The 17,871-nt window shown below is 72.1% G+C and carries 17 protein-coding genes; 3 read left to right on the forward strand and 14 right to left on the reverse strand.

What is annotated here, in order from left to right; translation table 11 throughout:
• Positions 1 to 78: 78 nt before the first annotated feature.
• The 8 genes from truB to rimP all read right to left on the reverse strand — a co-directional run bounded on the left by truB (position 79) and on the right by rimP (position 8,466).
• Positions 79 to 972, reverse strand: coding sequence for a tRNA pseudouridine(55) synthase TruB (truB, locus tag ACFXMF_RS04360; protein WP_360304757.1), 894 nt, complete (start codon positions 970 to 972; stop codon positions 79 to 81).
• Positions 969 to 2,096 carry a bifunctional oligoribonuclease/PAP phosphatase NrnA gene (locus ACFXMF_RS04365; protein WP_379992668.1) on the reverse strand — a complete coding sequence of 376 codons (1,128 nt, stop codon included), beginning with the start codon at positions 2,094 to 2,096 and terminating at the stop codon, positions 969 to 971. Before ACFXMF_RS04365 ends, truB begins: the two co-directional genes overlap by 4 nt.
• Complete coding sequence (gene rbfA, locus ACFXMF_RS04370) at positions 2,093 to 2,578, reverse strand: 30S ribosome-binding factor RbfA (RefSeq protein WP_360304753.1); 486 nt, start codon at positions 2,576 to 2,578, stop codon at positions 2,093 to 2,095. The genes ACFXMF_RS04365 and rbfA overlap by 4 nt, the downstream gene beginning before the upstream one ends.
• 132 nt (positions 2,579 to 2,710) lie before the next feature.
• Positions 2,711 to 3,004 carry a DUF503 domain-containing protein gene (locus ACFXMF_RS04375; protein WP_360304751.1) on the reverse strand — a complete coding sequence of 98 codons (294 nt, stop codon included), beginning with the start codon at positions 3,002 to 3,004 and terminating at the stop codon, positions 2,711 to 2,713.
• Positions 3,005 to 3,242: 238 nt separating this feature from the next.
• Positions 3,243 to 6,422, reverse strand: a complete 3,180-nt coding sequence (infB, locus tag ACFXMF_RS04380) for a translation initiation factor IF-2 (RefSeq protein ID WP_360304749.1) — start codon at positions 6,420 to 6,422, stop codon at positions 3,243 to 3,245.
• Positions 6,423 to 6,520: 98 nt separating this feature from the next.
• Positions 6,521 to 6,889, reverse strand: coding sequence for a YlxR family protein (locus ACFXMF_RS04385; RefSeq protein ID WP_360305451.1), 369 nt, complete (start codon positions 6,887 to 6,889; stop codon positions 6,521 to 6,523).
• Between the two features lie 8 nt (positions 6,890 to 6,897).
• Positions 6,898 to 7,920 carry a transcription termination factor NusA gene (gene nusA / locus ACFXMF_RS04390; protein ID WP_360304747.1) on the reverse strand — a complete coding sequence of 341 codons (1,023 nt, stop codon included), beginning with the start codon at positions 7,918 to 7,920 and terminating at the stop codon, positions 6,898 to 6,900.
• 3 nt (positions 7,921 to 7,923) lie between these two features.
• Positions 7,924 to 8,466: a ribosome maturation factor RimP gene (gene rimP, locus ACFXMF_RS04395; RefSeq protein WP_379991146.1), complete on the reverse strand. Its 543-nt coding sequence runs from the start codon at positions 8,464 to 8,466 to the stop codon at positions 7,924 to 7,926.
• A 221-nt stretch (positions 8,467 to 8,687) separates the two neighbouring features.
• On the opposite strand from rimP, the gene ACFXMF_RS04400 reads away from it, so the two are divergent.
• The 3 genes from ACFXMF_RS04400 to ACFXMF_RS04410 are packed head-to-tail and all read left to right on the forward strand — an operon-like array spanning position 8,688 to position 10,557.
• A complete protein-coding gene (locus ACFXMF_RS04400; protein WP_360304743.1) occupies positions 8,688 to 9,161 on the forward strand; it encodes a hypothetical protein in 474 nt (157 codons plus the stop codon).
• On the forward strand, positions 9,158 to 9,643 hold the full coding sequence (locus tag ACFXMF_RS04405; RefSeq protein WP_360304741.1) for a ferritin-like domain-containing protein: 486 nt from the start codon (positions 9,158 to 9,160) through the stop codon (positions 9,641 to 9,643). Before ACFXMF_RS04400 ends, ACFXMF_RS04405 begins: the two co-directional genes overlap by 4 nt.
• Positions 9,640 to 10,557 carry an aminoglycoside phosphotransferase family protein gene (locus tag ACFXMF_RS04410; RefSeq protein WP_360304739.1) on the forward strand — a complete coding sequence of 306 codons (918 nt, stop codon included), beginning with the start codon at positions 9,640 to 9,642 and terminating at the stop codon, positions 10,555 to 10,557. Before ACFXMF_RS04405 ends, ACFXMF_RS04410 begins: the two co-directional genes overlap by 4 nt.
• Before the next feature lie 19 nt (positions 10,558 to 10,576).
• Here the strand turns inward: ACFXMF_RS04410 and ACFXMF_RS04415 are convergent, their stop codons facing one another.
• The 6 genes from ACFXMF_RS04415 to ACFXMF_RS04440 form a co-directional block, all read right to left on the reverse strand.
• On the reverse strand, positions 10,577 to 11,104 hold the full coding sequence (locus tag ACFXMF_RS04415; protein ID WP_360304737.1) for a GNAT family N-acetyltransferase: 528 nt from the start codon (positions 11,102 to 11,104) through the stop codon (positions 10,577 to 10,579).
• Between the two features lie 58 nt (positions 11,105 to 11,162).
• The gene (locus ACFXMF_RS04420) at positions 11,163 to 12,020 is read right to left on the reverse strand and encodes a GNAT family N-acetyltransferase (RefSeq protein WP_379991147.1); all 858 of its coding nucleotides are present in this window, start codon (positions 12,018 to 12,020) and stop codon (positions 11,163 to 11,165) included.
• A 123-nt stretch (positions 12,021 to 12,143) separates the two neighbouring features.
• The gene (locus tag ACFXMF_RS04425; RefSeq protein WP_379991148.1) at positions 12,144 to 13,637 is read right to left on the reverse strand and encodes an alpha/beta hydrolase; all 1,494 of its coding nucleotides are present in this window, start codon (positions 13,635 to 13,637) and stop codon (positions 12,144 to 12,146) included.
• A complete protein-coding gene (locus ACFXMF_RS04430; RefSeq protein ID WP_379991149.1) occupies positions 13,634 to 15,088 on the reverse strand; it encodes an alpha/beta hydrolase in 1,455 nt (484 codons plus the stop codon). Before ACFXMF_RS04430 ends, ACFXMF_RS04425 begins: the two co-directional genes overlap by 4 nt.
• Before the next feature lie 173 nt (positions 15,089 to 15,261).
• The gene (gene ispG, locus ACFXMF_RS04435; protein WP_379991150.1) at positions 15,262 to 16,419 is read right to left on the reverse strand and encodes a flavodoxin-dependent (E)-4-hydroxy-3-methylbut-2-enyl-diphosphate synthase; all 1,158 of its coding nucleotides are present in this window, start codon (positions 16,417 to 16,419) and stop codon (positions 15,262 to 15,264) included.
• 156 nt (positions 16,420 to 16,575) lie between these two features.
• Positions 16,576 to 17,868, reverse strand: coding sequence for a site-2 protease family protein (locus ACFXMF_RS04440; RefSeq protein WP_360305449.1), 1,293 nt, complete (start codon positions 17,866 to 17,868; stop codon positions 16,576 to 16,578).
• Positions 17,869 to 17,871 lie beyond the last annotated feature (3 nt).

The raw sequence follows: 17,871 nt of genomic DNA on the forward strand, positions 1-17,871 counted from the left end.
TCGCTCGGTCCCACCCCCGCCGTGGCGACCGTCACCCCGGGCCCGGCGGTGCCGTGCCCGGCCTCGGCCGCGAACGTCTCAGCCCACGAACACCGCGAGCGGTCGGGCCACGCCCTCCCGGTTCTCCACCAGCGCGAGGAAGGTGCCGTCGGGGCCGAACACACCCACCGGCCCCTCCCGGTCGTCGGCCGGCAGCCGGCCGCCGTGCGAGACGGCGCGCGCCTGGTCCTCGGTCACCTCGCGGCGCGGAAAGGCCGCCGTGGCCGCGTCGGCGATCGGCAGCACGCCGAAGGACTCCTCCAGCTCCGCCAACGTGTGCGCCCGATCGATCGAGTACGGCCCCACCCGGGTGCGGCGCAGTGCGGTCAGATGGCCGCCGACCCCGAGCCCGGCGCCCAGGTCGCGGGCCAGCGCCCGGATGTAGGTGCCGGACGAGCAGGTCACCCGCACATCCAGGTCGAGCGTCTCGCCCTCGCGCCGGGTGGCGAGCACCTCGAACGCGGACACCGTGACCGGGCGGGCGGCGAGTTCGAACTCCTCGCCGTCGCGCACCCGCGAGTACGAACGTTTGCCGTCGATCTTGATCGCCGACACCTTCGAGGGCACCTGCAGGATCGGGCCGGTCAGCTCGGCCACGCCCGCCGCGATCGAGGCGTCGTCCACGTGCGCGGCCGAGGTGGTCGAGGTGACCTCGCCCTCGGCGTCGTCGGTGACCGTGTTCTGCCCGAGCCGGATGGTGCCGGTGTACTCCTTCTCGGTGAGCGCGAGGTGGCCGAGCAGGCGGGTGGCCTTCTCGATGCCGATCACCAACACGCCGGTGGCCATCGGGTCCAGCGTGCCCGCGTGGCCCACCCGGCGGGTACCGGCGATCCGGCGCAGCCGGCCCACCACGTCGTGCGAGGTGAGTCCGGCCGGCTTGTCCACGATCACCAGACCGTCGGGCGGCGGGGGTCCTGCGTTGCGGCGCTTCACGCGTCGTCTCCCGGGGTTGCGTGCGCCGGAGCGACCGGCAGTAGTGCGTCGGCCAGGAGGTCCCGGAATCGGGCCACCACCTCGGCCGGTGGGTCGTATGCGGTGAAGCCGGCCGCGAACGCGTGCCCGCCGCCGCCGAAGGCCGCGCAGACGCGGCCCAGGTCCACCGCGCCCTTGGAGCGCGCCGAGGCGCGCAGCGCGCCGTCATCGTCCTCCTTGAGCACCAGCGCGACCTCGGCCTCGCCGCTCTTGCGCACCACGTCGATCACGCCCTCGATCTCGTCCAGACGGATCCCGTGCGCGGCACGTTCGGCGCGGGTGATCACGGTGGACACCAGGCCCAGACCGCCCGCCGCGTCGGCGTCCAGTCGGGCGGCGGCCAGGGCGGTGGCGAGCACCTTGAGATAGCCGAACCGGCAGGTGTCCCAGATGGCCCGCTGGATCAGGTCGTGTCGTATCCCGGTGGCCATCAGCCGAGCCGCGAAGGTGTGCGTCTCGGGGGTGGTCCCCACGTACTTGAACGAGCCGGTGTCGGTGACCAGGCCGGTGTACAGCGCGGTCGCGATGTCGGCGGTCAGCGTCGCGCCGAGCCGGGTGATCAGCTCGTCGGCGAGCACCGCGGTCGCGGGCGCCTCGACGTCGATCAGGTGATGCGTGCCGAAGCGGGTGTTGGAGGCGTGGTGGTCGACCACCAAAAGCGTGCCGGCCGCCTTGGCCTTGGCCTCCAGCAGGCCCAGCCGCGCCGAGCCCGCCGCGTCGAAGACGGCGACCAGCTCCGGTTCCTCGGGCACCTCGGTGTGCGCCACGAGCAGGTCCTGACCGGGCAGGAACTCCAGCGAGGACGGCACCACCAGGGGATCGTCGCCGTAGGAGACCCGGACGGTGCGGCCCAACTCGCGCAGCGCCAGCCCGACGGCGAGCGCCGAACCCAGCGCGTCGCCGTCGGGGCTGACGTGTGCCAGCAGGGTGATGTCGCCGGCCGTCAGGAGCAGGCGGACCGCCTCGTCCCACTCGGCCGCACCCGGCGCGGTCGGCGGCACCGTCCGCGCGTCGAAGTCGCCGGTCCGCGACTTCCCTCCCGCGGTCGGGCCGGGCTCCCGGTCCGCCGCCACGCCTGGTGTCAAGGTCGGTCGCCCTCCTGTGTTTCCGCCTTGGGCTCCGCCTCCGACTCGTCGTCGGAGTCGCCCACGGCCGGGGTCCGATAGGGGTCCGCGTCACCGGCATAGCCGGCGCCTGCGGCGGTTGAGCGTACCGCCGCATCGGCCTGCTGTGCCCGGGCGAGGAGATCGTCGATGAGTTTGGCGTTGTCCGGAAGGGCGTCGGCGATGAACGTCAACGACGGGGTGTGACGCACGCCGGTCTGGCGGCCCACCTCGCTGCGGAGCACGCCCTTGGCGCTCTCCAGCGCGGCGGCGGTCGCCGCCCGTTCGGTCTCGTCGCCGTAGACCGTGTAGAACACGGTCGCCTCACGGAGGTCACCGGTCACTCGTGCGGCGGTGATCGTCACGAACCCCAGACGAGGGTCCTTGATCCGGCGCTCCAAGGTCTCCGCGACCACAACCTGGATACGGTCCGCGAGTTTGCGCGCCCGCGCGGTGTCGGCCACTGATCCTCCTGCGATTGCTCGGCATTTCGGCGGGATCCCCGCGCCCGGGATCACCGGACGCGAGGCCGCTCTCGTTGCTTGTTCCGTTCGACTGCCCGCCCGACCGCTCGTTCGACGGCGGTCCGACGATCGTCAGTCGTCCTCCCCGTACACCCTGCGGCGGGCGGAGAGCAGTTCCAATTCGGGCCGGCCGGCGACCAGCCGTTCACAGTTGTCCAACACCTCGGCGCATCGCTCGACGCTCGCGGAGACCACCGCGATGCCGATCACGCTGCGCCGATGCAAATCCTGATGCTCCACCTCGGCGGCGGCAACGGCATTCTTGCGCTGAAGGTCCGCCAGGATGGGGCGGATCAAAGATCGTTTTTCCTTCAACGAGTGCACATCGCCGAACAGCACATCGAGGCTGATGGTTCCCACAAACATAGGCGACGGGCCTGGCCGGCCCGGGAGGCCTCGGGTCGGGGCCGCTGAGGCCACCGACGAAAGAACCGGGCACACACGTCGCGGCCCGGGATACCACTGGTCACGCTGATCACTCGTATCGCCGGCCCACGTACTGCCGGTGTGCCACCGCTCATCCTGCGACACGCCGGATCCGCCCGGTGGGTACCGGGCGGATCCGTCGCATCGATCAGCGGTTCGATCGGTTCGACCTACCGGGTCAGCCTCGCGGCTTCTCCCGCATCTCGAACGTCTCGATGGTGTCCTCGACCTTGATGTCGTTGAACGAACCGAGGTTGATACCGCACTCGAAGCCCTCGCGGACCTCGGTGACGTCGTCCTTCTCGCGGCGCAGGCCCTCGACGTTGAGGTTGTCGGCGACGACGGCCCCCTGCCGGATGATCCGCGCCTTGGTGTTGCGCTTGATCGTCCCGCCGGTGACCATGCAGCCCGCGATGTTGCCGAGCTTGGAGGAGCGGAACACCGCGCGGATCTGCGCCGTGCCGAGCTGGACCTCTTCGTACTCGGGCTTGAGCATGCCCTTGAGCGCGGCTTCGATCTCCTCGATGGCCTGGTAGATCACCGAGTAGAAGCGAATGTCGACGCCCTCGCGGTCCGCCATCGTCCGCGCCCGGCCCTCCGGCCGGACGTTGAAGCCGATGATGATCGCGTCCGAGGCCATCGCCAGGTTGACGTTGGACTCGGTGATCGCACCGACGCCGCGGTCGATGATCCGCAGCTCGACCTCTTCGCCGACATCCAGGTTGAGCAGCGCGTCTTCCAACGCCTCCACCGAACCGGAGCCGTCACCCTTGAGGATGAGGTTGAGCTGCTGCATCTCGCCGGCCTTGAGGGCCTTGTCCAGGTCCTCCAGCGAGACGCGCTTCGAACGGCGGGCCAGGGTCGCGTTGCGCTCCCGGGCCGCCCGCTTCTCGGCGATCTGACGCGCGGTGCGCTCTTCCTCGACCACGAGGAAGTTGTCACCGGCACCCGGCACCGAGGTCAGACCCAGCACCATGACCGGACGGGACGGCGTGGCCTCGGTGAGGTTGTTGCCGTTCTCGTCGATCATCGCGCGGACCCGGCCGTACGCCTCGCCGACCACGATCGCGTCGCCGATGTGCAGCGTGCCGCGCTGGACCAGGACGGTCGCGACGGGGCCGCGGCCCTTGTCGAGGTGACCCTCGATCGCGATGCCCTGGGCTTCCTGGTGCGGGTTCGCGGTGAGCTCGAGAGCCGCGTCCGCGGTCAGCACGACCGCTTCCAGCAGCTCGTCGATGCCCAGGCCCTGCTTCGCCGAGATGTCGACGAACATCGTGTCGCCGCCGTACTCCTCGGCCACGAGCCCGTATTCGGTGAGCTGGCCACGAACCTTGGTCGGGTCCGCGCCTTCCTTGTCGATCTTGTTGACCGCGACGACGATCGGCACGCCGGCCGCCTGCGCGTGGTTGAGCGCCTCGATCGTCTGCGGCTTCACGCCGTCGTCCGCCGCGACCACGAGGATCGCGATGTCCGTCGACTTGGCACCGCGGGCACGCATGGCGGTGAACGCCTCGTGACCGGGGGTGTCGATCAGGGTGATCTTGCGGTCGACCTCGTTGACCGTGGTCGCGACCTGGTAGGCACCGATGTGCTGGGTGATGCCACCGGCCTCGCCCGCGATCACGTTCGTCTTGCGGATCGCGTCGAGCAGGCGGGTCTTGCCGTGGTCGACGTGACCCATGACGGTGACCACCGGCGGACGGGCCTCGAGGTCTTCCTCGTCGCCCTCGTCCTCGCCCCATTCGAGGTCGAAGGACTCGAGCAGCTCGCGGTCCTCCTCCTCCGGGGAGACGATCTGGATCACGAAGTCGAGCTCGGCCCCGAGGGTCTGCAGCTCGTCGTCGCTCACCGACTGCGTCGCGGTCAGCAGCGAGCCCAGGTTGAACATGATCTGGACCAGTGCCGCGGGGTTCGCGTTGATCTTCTCCGCGAAGTCGGTGAGCGAGGCACCGCGCGACATCCGGACGACGCGTCCGTTGCCGCGAGGAGCCATCACGCCACCGGCGGACGGAGCCTGCATGTTGTCGAACTCTTGACGACGCTGACGCTTCGACTTGCGCGCGCGGCCCGGACGCCCACCGGGACGACCGAACGCACCCTGCGTGCCGCCGCGACCACCGGGGCCACCACGACCGCCGCCGCCGGGACGACCGGCGAAGCCGCCGCCGCCACCGGGACGACCCGGAGCGCCGCCGCCACCACCGGGACGGGGACCGCCGAAGCCGCCACCGCCGCCGCCGGGACGACCGCCACCGCCGCCGGCACCCGCCGGACGACCGCCGCCGCCACCGGGACCGCCGGGACGACCGGGCGCACCGCCGGGACGACCGGGACCACCCGGGCCACGAGCGGGCGCCGGACGGTTGGGCATCATGCCCGGGTTGGGACGCGGGCCGCCGGGGCCTGCGCTACCACCGGGACGGGGACCCGCGGGACCACCCGAACCACCCGGACGCGGGCCACCGGCCGCAGGACCCTGCGGACGCGGCGGCATGCCACCGGGGGTGGGTCGACCGGCGCCGCCGGCGGCCTGCGGCCGCGGCATGCCGGTGCTGCCCGAGGTGAAGGGGTTGTTGCCCGGACGCGGGCCGGCGGGACGGGTGCCACCCGGACGGGGTGCACCACCCTGACCGGGACCCGACGGACGCGCGCCACCGGCGGACGGAGCGCCACCGGTACGCGGACCGGAGGGACGCTCGCCACGCTCGGGACGATCGCCGCGCTCGGGACGGCCACCGGGGCCGCCCTGGCCGGCACCGGCCGGACGCGGGCCCGGACGGTTGCCCGCACCGGGACCCGAGGAGGCCGCCGCCGGACGGTCCGAACGCGGACCGCGCTCGGCCGGACCGCGGTCGCTCTGGCCACGCTCGGCCGGACCACGCTCGGCGGGACGCGCTGCCGGGCGCGGGCCCGGAGCCGGCGCACCGGCCGGACGCGGACCCGACTGGGCCGCGGGACGCTCCGCCTGACGCGGGGCGGCCGGAGCCGCCTCGGCGGCCGGGGCAGCCGGCACCACGGGCGGGGCGGTGCTGCCCTGGGGGGCCGGGCGCGGCGCCGGGCGCGGGCCCGGAGTCGGCGCACCCGCCGGGCGCGGGCCCGGAGCGGGGGCAGGACGCGCGGCGCCCTGCGCTGAACCTGGGGTGGCACCCTGCGGCGCGCCCGAGGGGGCGGGACGCTGGGGCCGGCGGGAGGGCCCGCCTTCCGTCTTGAGTGCTTCCGTCAGTTTGCGAACAACCGGCGCCTCGATCGTCGAGGACGCCGAACGAACGAACTCACCGAGTTCTTGGAGCTTGGCCATGACGACCTTGCTCTCGACTCCGAACTCCTTGGCGAGTTCGTATACCCGGACCTTTGCCACGTCGCTCCTTCTGGTCCGGGGTTGGTCGTCCGCCGGACCGTCACTACCGCATGTCTGTACTCATCGCGTACTCATCGAGTGCTCATCGCAATCTCGACCTACTTCCGACTCGCGAGGTACTGCTTCGCTGGACCTGTCCGACCGACCTCTGACAACCCATCACCGCTCAAAAAAGCACGCAGTGGTGCCGAGTCCAGCGGCCCCGGCACGCGCAAAGCCCGAACGAACGCCTTGCGACGTTCCGCCTGGGCCAGGCACTCCGGGTCGGGATGCAGATGCGCGCCCCGCCCGGGCTTTCGGCCGCGGGGGTCGGGGACACAACTGCCCTCCACCGCCACGACCCGCAATAGGTCGGCCTTGGCCGCACGCTGCCGACAACCTACGCATGTCCGGACCGGAAAGGCAGTGATTTCCTGCTTTTCCGACCGTGTACGAGGGCATGCTCGGCCACGCCTGCGACCAGACATGTTCAAGTCTACCGCTCCTCACCGCGACCTGGTTCGGCCGACCGTCCCCGGTCGTCCGAATCACCGGTCTCGGTGTCCGGCCGGATGTCGATGCGCCATCCGGTCAATCGCGCGGCAAGTCGGGCATTCTGCCCCTCCTTGCCGATCGCCAGCGAGAGCTGGTAGTCGGGCACCGTCACCCGGGCGGAACGCGCGGCGAGATCGACGATCTCCACCTTGCTCACCCGCGCCGGCGACAGCGCGTTGGCCACCATCCGCGCGGGGTCGTCCGACCAGTCGACGATGTCGATCTTCTCGCCGTTCAACTCGGCCATGACGGCACGCACGCGTGCCCCCATCGGCCCGATGCACGCGCCCTTGGGGTTGAGCCCGGCCCGCGTGGAGTAGACGGCGATCTTGGAGCGGTGGCCGGCCTCGCGGGCGATCGCGGCGATCTCGACGCTGCCGTCGGCGATCTCCGGGACCTCCAGCGCGAACAACTTCCGCACCAGGTTGGGGTGGGTGCGCGAGAGCGTGATGGACGGCCCCTTGGGCCCACGCCGCACCTGTACGACATAGCAACGCAGGCGCATGCCGTGCGCGTACCGCTCGCCCGGTACCTGCTCCTGGGGCGGCAGGATCGCCTCGATGCGACCCAGGTCCACCAGGACGTTGCGGTTGTCCTTGCCCTGCTGGACCACGCCCGCGACGATCTCGCCCTCACGGCCGGCGAACTCGCCGAACGTGATCTCCTCCTCGGCGTCGCGCAGCCGCTGCAGGATCACCTGCTTGGCGGTGGTCGCCGCGATCCGGCCGAAGTCGTCCGGGGTGTCGTCGAACTCGCGAACGCGCTGCCCGGCCTCGTCGGTCTCGGTCGCCCACACGGTGACGTGACCGGTGGAGCGGTCCAGTTCCACCCGCGCCTTGGGCAGGCTGCCCTCGGTGCGGTGGTAGGCGATCAACAGGGCCGATTCGATGGCCTCGACCAGGAGGTCGAACTTGATCTCTTTTTCGCGCTCAAGCCCGCGCAGGGCGCTCATGTCGATGTCCACGTCCTACGCCTCCTCGTCCTTGGTGTCGTCGTTGTCGGGGTCGATGTCCTCGACCTCGTCGTCCTCGGCGTCGACCGCCGGGTCCGCGCTCTTGCGGTTGAACTCGACCTGCACGACCGCCTTGGCGATCTCGGCGTAGCCCAGCCGGCGCGGTTTGCCCTCGACGTCCAGATCCACGCCCTCGGCGTCGCTCGCCCCGATCCGGCCGGTCACGGCGTCGCCGTCGTGCAACTGGACCTGGACCAGCCGATCCGCCGCGCGGCGCCAGTGGCGCTCCAGCGTCAGCGGACGGTCCACGCCCGGGGTGGTGACTTCCAACTGATAGGGCAGGCTGCCCAGTACGTCGCTCGGGTCCAGCACGTCCGAGACGGCCCGGCTGACCTCGGCGACCTTGTCCAGATCCACGCCGCCGTCGGCGGCGACCATCACGCGCAGCACCCGGCGCTTGCCGGCGGGGGTGAGGGAGAGATCCTCCAGATCCACGCCCACCGTCGATACCACCGGCTCCAGCAACTCCCGCAGCCGGTCCAACGTGGTGGTGCTCATCCGGGTGACTCCTCGGCTGCGTGTGCTGTTGTCTCAGGTGCGTCGACCGCCGGGGCGGGTCGTGGAAGGACAACAGTATCCGGTCCGGAGCCCATCTCGCGCACGTCCGCCCGGCGTACGCCGGATGTCCACCGGGGTCCGCACGACCGCGGATGCGATAGCGTCCGACACGGCCGGAGGCCGGCAACGGACATCACGGACGAGGGTCAGGAGCGGGACGCATGCGCGACGCGGGGCCGACGCGACGGGCCGTCCTGGGCGCCGTGGCCGCAGCGACGATCGCCGCCGGCGTCGTGGGTTGCGACGACGGCGGCGGGGGTTCGGGCCAGGGACGACGCAAGGCGGACGACGCGGCGCGGCAGCGGGCCCACGCGGCGACCGGGGCACTGCTCGCGCGCTACGACGCGGTCGCCGCGCGACACGCCACGCTGGCCGAACACATCCGGCCGCTTTCGGTCGAGCTGCGCCAGCACCTGACCGTCTTCGCGAAGGGCGCGGCGCACTCCGCGCCGCCCGCCGGCAACGCGCCGGAGGACGCCGCCGCGGCGGGCACCGCGATCGCCGACTGGGCCCGGCAGGCGTCCGACGAGCGGCTGAGCGGACTGGACGCGGTCTCCCCCGAACTGGCCCGCACCCTGGCCGCCACCGCCGCGTGCCTGGCCGGACACGCCCAATTGCTTCGGAGCACATCGTGAGCACGCCGCGGCCGACCCCGTCCGGGTCCGCCACCCCCGAGGTCAAGGCGCTGCGCGACGCGCTGGACGCGGAGCACGCGGCCGTCTACGGCTACGGCGTGGCCGGCGGCCGATTGACCGGTACCGAGCGCACCCAGGCCCGCAGCGCGCTGGACGCGCACCGGGCCCGCCGGGACACCATCGCGCGGCTGATCGGCGATCGGGGCGCGGTCGCGCAACCGGCGGCGGCCGCGTACACGATCCCGTTCACGGTGGCCACGCCCGCCGACGCGACCCGGCTCGCGATCCACCTGGAGGACGCGGTCGCCCTGCATCTGGGCGAGTTGGTGGCCGCGAGCGGGGCGCCGTTGCGCAACGAGGCGGCGGGCTGGTTGCGCGAGAGCGCCGTGTGGGCGGTGCGGTGGCGGGGCGCGAGCACCGCGTTCCCGGGGTTGCCCGCGCCGAGCGACCCGGCGGCACCGGCGGCCGGGAGCCGCACGTGAACGATCCGGTCGAGGTCCCGGAGCGGTTGACCCGGACCGCGCTGCGCTGGTGCGGCGAGGAGGTGGCCCGCCCCTGGCTGGCGGGGCTGCCGGAGGCGGTCGCCGAATACGCGCGGCGCTGGGAACTGACCGTGGAACGGGCGATCATTCCCGGCGGCGCACTCAGCCTGACCTTCCTCGTCCGGCGCGCGGACGACACGCCGGCCACCCTCAAGCTCGGCCTGATCGACCGCTACACCGCGCACGAGGCGAGCGCGCTCGCGTTGTGGAACGGCGTCGGGGCGGTTCGCCTGCTCGACGCGGATCCCGAGCGCGGCGCGCTGTTGCTGGAGCGACTCCAGCCGGACGTGTCGCTGCGCTCCCTGGCCGAGGACCGGGCGATGCTGGAGGCCGCCGAGGTGGTGCGCAGGTTGTGGGTGACCCCGCCCGCGGACTGCGCGATCGAACCGGTCGCGGATCGGGCCGAGCACTGGGGCGAATCGATCCCGCGCCGCTACGCGGACCTGGCCGGCCCGTGTCCCCGGGCACTGGTCGACGAGGCGGTGTCGCTGTGCCGCGAGTTGGCCGCGTCGCAGCCGGAGGTGGTGGTCCTGCACACCGACTTCCACCACGGCAACGTGCTGGCCGCCGAGCGGACGAAGTGGCTGGCCATCGACCCGCGCCCGATGCTCGGCGAACGGGCCTTCGACCTGGGCGCGCTGGTCCGGGACCGGATGGCCACGGTGGTCGCCGAGCCGCGTCCGCAGGCGCTGGTGCGGCGGCGGGTGACCTGGCTGGCGAACGCGTTGGACCTGGACGCCGAGCGGGTGCGTGGTTGGGCGTTGGTGCAGGCGCTGGCGCTCGGCCTGTGGTGCGTGTCGGTGGAGGATCCGGCGGGCGAGGACCTGCTGTCCGTCGCGGAGTGGTTGTCCTGATCCGCGCGGTGCGGACGCCTCACGTGAACGGCAGCACCGCGCCCATCACCGCGTAGGGGCGGTCGTTGCCCGGGAACAGGACCGGACGGGCCAGGTCCCGAAATCCCAGACCGCGGTACAACCGGCGGGCCGGCGTGTGTTCGTCGATCGCCGACAGCAGGATGTGCGACCGGTCCTGGCCCCGACACAGCAGGGTGATCAGGGTGCGTCCGATGCCGTGCCCCTGCCAGCGCGGCAACACGTGCAGTTCGCCGACCACGAACGACTCGTCCAGCCAGGCCCGGTATCCGGCCCGGGCCAGGTGCGGTTCGATCACCAGGCTCCACCACTGGTCGGTGAGATTGGGATAGCCGTAGCCGAAGCCGACCAGTCGACCGTCGTCGTCGAACGCGCCCAGGGAACGCACCCCGGCGAAGGTCGCGTGCCGGCGCATTATCCGCTGCCGCACCGCGATCTCGTCGTCGGCGAGACCGAACGCGCCGGCCTGGACGTCGACCGCCTCGTCCGCGTACTCGGCGAGATCGACGACCCGGCACGTCCACTCCATCAGCACACGCACTCCCTGGAATCGGGTCGCCGCCGCTGTCCGGACACCACGGGCCGGATCAGAACAGCACGCTCATGAAGGCCCCGGTCTCGGCGAAGCCGACCCGCCGGTAGGCCGCGCGCGCGGGGCCGTTGTAACTGTTGACGTAGAGACTGGCGATCGGGGCCACCTCGCTCAGCGCGTGCCGCAGGACGGCCGCCATGCCGATCTCGGACAGGCGCTCGCCGCGCCGCTCCGGCGCGACCCACACGCCCTGGATCTGGCACGCGTGTCGGGTGACCGCGCCGATCTCCGCCTTGAACACCACCCGGCCGTCCTCGATCCGGGCGAACGCTCGCCCGCCCGCGATGAGTTCGGCCACCCGAGCGCGGTACAGGGTGCCGCCGTCGCCGATCAGCGGCGAGATGCCGACCTCCTCGGTGAACATCGCCACGCACGCGGGCATCACCAGGTCCAGCTCGTCCGGACGCACCCGGCGCACGAGCGGATCCGGGGCGACCTCGCGCGAGGGTTCCTCGGCGACCATGAGCGGCTGCACCGGCCGCACGTCGCGAGCGGGTCCCCACACCGGTTCGAGCAGACGCCACAGGTCGCCGGCCGCCTCGGCCGGGCCGACGATCGACGAGCAGCGTCGGCCCTGGCGGCGGGCCCGCTCGGCGAACGAACGTATGGCGTCCGGGCCGGCCTCGACCGGGACCAGGTTCGCCCCCGCGTAGCACAGCGACGTGAGCCGACCACCCTCGTAATAACCCCACAGCTCGCCGCCCAGTCGCCACGGGTCGACGCCGGCGAGTCGAACCCGGGACGCGACGAAGACGTTCGTGACGGGGTCACGGTCGAGCAGCGCCTGGACGGCGGACAGGTCGCTCCCGTCCAGGACTTTGGTGGAAACCGAGCTCAGCACGTGCCTCACCATGCCATCAGGCGGACCTTGGGGAAATGCCAGTCTTGCGGCACCACCCTATGCAGGTCCGGGCCGCCCGCGCCGCCCGGGAGGCGACGGGATCGGCGACCGGGGCCGGTGCGGCCTGTGGGCGGGTCAGCGGCGCGGGTGTGGGACCGGCGATCGGCGCGGGTCGGAATCGGCCGACGCGGGGCCGGTGCACTCGACGTCGGTCGCGGGCAGGGTGCCCTCGACCAGGTAGGCGGTGCCCCGGTCGTCGACGCACGAGCCCTCGACCAGGTAGTGCCCGTGGTTGCCGTTGCCGCGCACGGTGAGCAGCCGCGACGAGGGCAGCGCCGCGTGCATGCGCAGGGCCCCCTCGTAGGGCGTCGCCGGGTCGCCGACGGACTGGACGAGCAGGACACCGGGCAGACCGGCGCCGTCGATCCGGGTCGGCGGGGCGGTGTTGCTCTGTAGGTACAGGCACGCGCCCGGAGCGGCGATGGCCGCGCCCAGCGCGCCGTGCCGGGCCCGGAACACGGCCATGTCCCGTTCCAGGACCGCCTCGTCGGCCGGGAAGGGCGCGTCCGCGCAGGCGACGGTCTGGAACACCGACTCGAAGTTGACCTCGTCCGCGGTGGCCGGTTTGCGCCCGGCGATCAGCGCGGTCGGATCGCCCGACGCGTAGTCCGCGAGTGCGCCGGACAGACTCGCCCAGTTCCGGTCGGTGTACAGCTTGCCGAGCGTGTACTGGTCGAGTTCGACGCCGCCGAACACGCCGCCGGCGGGGTGTTCGGCGAGTTGCCCGCGCAGCCGGTCCCAGCCGGCCAGTACGGCCGCGGTGGAGTCGCCCAGGTGGAAGCGGTCGGCGCGCTCGGCCGTCCACGCGGCCCAGTCGTGCCGACGCGCGTCGAACCCGCGGGCTTGCAGGAAGCCGGTCCCGTACCAGACCTCGGTCGGGTCGACCAGGCTGTCGAGCAACATCCGGTGTACCCGGTTCGGAAAGAGCTGCCCGTAGACCGCGCCCAGGTAGCTGCCGTAGGAGTAGCCCAGGATCGAGATCCGGTCGGCGCCGAACGCGGCCCGGACCAGGTCGAGGTCACGGGCGATGTCCCGGGTGGTCAGGTGCGGCAGCAGGTCGCCGGCGGACCTGCGGCAACCGTCGGCGAACGCGCGGGTCGCGGCCAGGTGCGCCGCTCGGCTGCCGGGCATCGCCGGGTCGGGCCGGGGGGAGCGGCCGAAGGTCTCCGGGTCGGTGCACTCCACGCGGGTACTCGTGCCGCGCCCGCGCAGGTCGAAGCCGATCAGGTCGTAGGCCCGGCGCAGCCGCTCGGGCAGACCACCGGCGAGCGCTCCCATCGAGCCGACGCCGGCGGCGCCCGGGCCGCCGAAGTTGACCATCAGGATGCCCTGGTACTCCGCCTTCGTCCCGCTCGCCGCGACCTTGGAGACGCCGACCCGGATCCGCGGGCCGCCCGGACGGGCGTGGTCCAGCGGGGCGCCGATGGTGCCGCAGCGCTCCCCCGCCGCGGTGCCCGGTGGGCAGCCGCCCCACGTGATCGGCCCGGGGTCCGCCCCGGCGGGGCCGGCGACGGTCAGTACGGCGGCGGTCAGCACGCCCGCCAACAGGACGCGGACGGCGCGGATCACGATGCCTCACAGGTGGTGTCGCGGCCCGGCGGGAGCGTGCCGTCGGTCAGATAGGCCGAGGCGGCCCGCAGGACGCATGGGGCGGGCTGGAACGCGAGGATCCCGTGGTCGCCCTCGTCGAGCACGGTGATCAGGTGCGAGGAAGGCAGTGCCTGGTGCAGCGCGCTCGCCCCGGCGGGCGGGGTGGCCGGATCCCGGGTGCCCTGGACCAGCAGCACCGGTGGCAGGTCGTGGCCGTCGATCGTCGGCGGTGTGCGGGCGGGCACCGGCCAGAACGCGCAGGGTGCGTTCAGCCAGGTGTTGGACCAGGTGGTCAGGGGCGCGGTGCGGTCCACGGCGCGGGCGTCGCGGTCCCACACCGACCAGTCGCGCGGCCAGGGCCCGTCGTGGCATTCGACGGCGGTGTAGATCGCGGTGCCGTTGGCGTCCTGTGCGGTGGCCGGCGTGTACAGCGCGGCCAGCGGGCCCGGGTCGCCTCGATCGTGCGCGCGCAGTGCCGCGGCGAATTCCGGCCAGCTCCGCGAGTTGTACAGGGCGCGGGTGGCGAGGTCGCGCAGTTCGGCGGGGCCGACGAGGCCGCCGGCGGGCTCGGCTCGGACGCCGGCGAGCGTGCGGGCGAACAGGTCGTCCAGGTCGGCGCCCTCGGCCGCGACGAGGTCTCGCCAGCGGCCCTGGAAGGCGATGTCCTGACGCAGGTTGATCCGGTACCAGACCTGGTCCGGCCGCGGGTCGACGACGCTGTCCAGGATCATCCGGTCGACCCGCTCGGGGAACAGGTGCCCGTAGACCGCGCCGAGGTAGGTGCCGTAGGACCAGCCGATGAAGGAGATCCGCGATTCGCCGAGCGCGGCGCGGACCAGGTCGAGGTCGCGCGCGTTCTCCAGGGTGCCCAGGTGCGGCAGCAGGTCGCCGGCCCGCTCTGCGCAGCCGCGCGCGTAGTCGCGGGCACGTTCGATCAGCCGCTGCTCGTCCTGCGCCGTGGCGGGCACCGGGTCCGGCTTCGGGGCCCGGTCGAAGCTCGCGTCGACGCAGGAGATCGGGTCGCTGTGGTGGTTGCCGCGCGGGTCGACGCCGACGATGTCGTAGCTCTGCCGCACCCGTTCCGGCATCGCGCGCCTGACCAGGTCGGCCGGCCACATGCCGCCGCCGCCCGGACCGCCGGGATTGACCACGATCGTGCCGCGCCGGGGCGCACCGCCGCCGGCCGGTGCGAGCGAGAGGCCCAGCGTCGTGGTGGGCCCGTCGGCGCGCGTGTGGTCGACCGGGACCGCCAGCGTTCCACAACGCAGTCCGGGTGCGGCCACGTCGGCCGGACACGCACCCCAGGCGATCGCGGCCGGCACCCGGGCGGACGGTCGCCTCGCGCCCGGGTCGGGTCCGCTCGCGGGAACCGCCGCGGTGCCCACGACCATGCCGACGACGGCCAGTGCGGCCACGATGATGCGTCCCACGCGCGACGCCCCTCCCCCCGGGGCGGCGCCCCGATCACATCTCTCGATGATCAGGGCGCGATTACCGGGGGTAGGGGCGCATCAACGATATGTCACCCGGGTGGCCGAGTGGATTGATCCGGTCGAGCGGCGGGCCGGGCGGGCCGGAGCGGCCGCGGCGGATCGGACTCGGCTCAGGCGATGTCGACGATCGGGTCGCCGCTGAGCACGCCGTCCGCCTGCATCTGCTCGGCGAGCTTGAGGGCTTCCTCGATCAGGGTCTCGACGATCTTCGACTCGGGCACGGTCTTGATCACCTCGCCCTTGACGAAGATCTGCCCCTTGCCGTTGCCGGAGGCCACACCCAGGTCCGCCTCGCGGGCCTCGCCGGGGCCGTTGACGACACAGCCCATGACGGCCACCCGCAGCGGCACCTTGAGCCCGTCCAGGCCGGCGGTGACCTGCTCGGCGAGCTTGTACACGTCGACCTGGGCGCGACCGCAGGACGGGCACGAGACGATCTCCAGGCCGCGCTGCCGCAGGCCCAGCGACTCCAGAATCTGGTTGCCGACCTTGATCTCCTCGACCGGCGGAGCGGAGAGCGAGACCCGGATGGTGTCGCCGATGCCCTGCGCGAGCAACGCGCCGAACGCGACCGCGGACTTGATCGTGCCCTGGAACGCGGGACCGGCCTCGGTGACGCCCAGGTGCAGCGGATAGTCGCAGCGCTCGGCGAGCAGCCGGTATGCCTCGATCATCACGACCGGGTCGTTGTGCTTGACCGAGATCTTGATGTCCCGGAAGTCGTGCTCCTCGAACAGCGAGCACTCCCACAGCGCGGACTCGACCAGTGCCTCGGGGGTGGCCTTGCCGTGCTTGGCGAGCAGCCGCTTGTCCAGCGACCCGGCGTTGACGCCGATCCGGATCGGGGTGCTGGCGGCGGACGCGGCCTTGGCGATCTCGGCGATCTTGTCGTCGAACTGCTTGATGTTGCCCGGGTTCACCCGCACCGCGGCGCAGCCGGCGTCGATCGCGGCGAACACGTACTTGGGCTGGAAGTGGATGTCCGCGATCACCGGGATCTGCGACTTGCGGGCGATCGCGGGCAGCGCGTCGGCGTCGTCCTGCGAGGGCACCGCGACGCGGACGATCTGGCAGCCGGAGGCGGTCAGCTCGGCGATCTGCTGAAGCGTGGCGTTGACGTCGGAGGTCAGGGTGGTGGTCATGGACTGCACCGACACCGGAGCGTCTCCACCGACGGCCACACTGCCGACCATGATCTGCCGTGACTTGCGGCGCGGCGTGAGGGGCCGGGCAGGTACGGACGGCATTCCGAGCTGGATCGCGGTCATTCTTTTCGGTCCCGTGGGTCGGCGCGGTAGGTCGTCCTCAAAGCTACGCCACCGCGACGAGGTGCGGACGCGCGTGTACCCCCATGCCGGCCCACCTGTTGCCTGATCGACACACGTGGGCCGGAGTGGGAGCCGGACGGGGTGGGGCGTACCGCGCTAAGTGAGCTTGACCGGGTTGATCAGGTCGGCGATCAACACCAGCACGGTGAAGGCGATGAAGATCGACGCCACCACGTAGGCCACCGGCATCAGCTTGGCCACGTCGAAGGGGCCCGGATCGGGCCGCTTGCGCAGGCTCGCGATCCGCCGACGGATCGACTCCCACCACGCGCCGACCACGTGTCCGCCGTCGAGCGGGAGCAGCGGAAGCATGTTGAACAGGAACAGCGACAGGTTGAAGCCCGCGATGATGAAGATCATCAGACCCACCCGCTGGGAGGCGGGCACATCCAGCGCGGCGACCTCGCCGCCGACCCGGGCCGCGCCGACCACGCCCACCGGCGAGTCCTGGTCGCGGTCGTCGCCCTGGAAGGCCGCGCCCCACAGTGCGGGCACCTTCTGCGGGATGCGCAACATGCTGTGGAAGGCGTTGTCGACCATGTCCGTCATGTAGGTGACCGACTGCGACGCGCTCTGTCGCTGGATGCCGCTCGCCGGGCTGAAGCCGAGGAAGCCGGAGTTCTCCAGGAACTGCCCGGGGATCGGGGCGCCGTGGCTGTCGAGCTTGGCCACCTTGTTGCGGGCGATCGTCGGGGTCAGGGTGAGCTGTTCCCCCTTGCGCTCGACCACGATGGTGGCCTGGCCCTCGGTCTTGCGGATCAGATCGCGCAGCGTGTCGTAACCGGTGATCTTCGTGCCGTTGTAGCTGACGATCTTGTCGCCCGCGCGCAGCCCGGCGGCCTTGCCCGGCGCGTCCGGCGCGTTCTCCGGGCACTTGTCGGTCTTGGCGTCGGCGCTGACCACACACTCGGAGACGCTGCTCACCGTGGTGCTGGGCTGGTTGATCCCGAAGCCCATCAGGAACACCGCGAACAGCGCGATGGCCAGGACCAGGTTCATGAACGGACCGGCCAGCATGATGATCGTGCGCTGCCACGGCTTGCGCTGGTAGAACATCCGGTCCTCGTCGCCGGGACCGACCTCCTCGTAGGACGCCTCGCGGGCGTCCTCGATCATGCTGCGCCAGGGTGAGGTGCTGCGGGCCTGGACCTTGCCCGACGCGTCGGGCGGGAACATGCCGATCAGCCGGCAGTAGCCGCCCGCCGGGATCGCCTTGAGCCCGTATTCGGTCTCACCGATCTTCTTCGACCACAACGTCTTGCCGAAGCCGACCATGTACTGCGGCACCCGCACACCGAACATCTTGCCGGTGATCAGGTGGCCCGCCTCGTGCCAGGCGATGGAGAACAGCAGGCCCACGACAAAGACGACGATGCCGAGGATCGTCATGAA

Source organism: Embleya sp. NPDC059213 (assembly GCF_042754445.1).
Lineage (GTDB): Bacteria > Actinomycetota > Actinomycetes > Streptomycetales > Streptomycetaceae > Embleya.

What these genes read in the sequence shown, in the direction of transcription:
- ACFXMF_RS04375 (WP_360304751.1), bottom strand. Translation starts at nt 3,004, where the DNA reads ATGTTTGTGGGAACCATCAGCCTCGATGTGCTGTTCGGCGATGTGCAC.
- ACFXMF_RS04385 (WP_360305451.1), bottom strand. Translation starts at nt 6,889, where the DNA reads ATGTCTGGTCGCAGGCGTGGCCGAGCATGCCCTCGTACACGGTCGGAA.
- rimP (WP_379991146.1), bottom strand. Translation starts at nt 8,466, where the DNA reads ATGAGCACCACCACGTTGGACCGGCTGCGGGAGTTGCTGGAGCCGGTG.
- ACFXMF_RS04400 (WP_360304743.1), top strand. Translation starts at nt 8,688, where the DNA reads ATGCGCGACGCGGGGCCGACGCGACGGGCCGTCCTGGGCGCCGTGGCC.
- ACFXMF_RS04415 (WP_360304737.1), bottom strand. Translation starts at nt 11,104, where the DNA reads ATGGAGTGGACGTGCCGGGTCGTCGATCTCGCCGAGTACGCGGACGAG.
- ACFXMF_RS04420 (WP_379991147.1), bottom strand. Translation starts at nt 12,020, where the DNA reads ATGGTGAGGCACGTGCTGAGCTCGGTTTCCACCAAAGTCCTGGACGGG.
- ispG (WP_379991150.1), bottom strand. Translation starts at nt 16,419, where the DNA reads ATGACCGCGATCCAGCTCGGAATGCCGTCCGTACCTGCCCGGCCCCTC.
- ACFXMF_RS04440 (WP_360305449.1), bottom strand. Translation starts at nt 17,868, where the DNA reads ATGACGATCCTCGGCATCGTCGTCTTTGTCGTGGGCCTGCTGTTCTCC.